1 protein-coding gene is annotated in these 262 nt (G+C 61.8%); it reads right to left on the reverse strand.

The genetic code is table 11. The features are described from left to right. On the reverse strand, nucleotides 1-159 hold a 159-nt coding region (locus ACX40P_RS15160), incomplete at its 3' end, for a helix-turn-helix domain-containing protein (RefSeq protein ID WP_459127193.1). Between the last annotated feature and the right edge of the window lie 103 nt (nucleotides 160-262).

The raw sequence follows: 262 nt of genomic DNA on the forward strand, positions 1-262 counted from the left end.
TCTCGCGAGCAGGCGCACGCCAAGCCGCGTCTCCAGCGCCTTCATTGCGTGGCTGAGCGCCGATGGTGAGAGGCCGAGTTTCGCAGCCGCTCGGGTAAAGCTACGCGCTCGCGCCACGGCTGCAAACGTCGCCAGATCATCGAGGTCGCCTCGCCGCATTGCTGCACCATGCTCATAAGCGCTTGCGATCTACAATGGCTAATCGATGCGCACTGTCACCGCTAGTTCAGTAACGAACGAGGAGACGCGAACCATGGACCTC

Source organism: Sphingomonas sp. RS2018 (assembly GCF_054489605.1).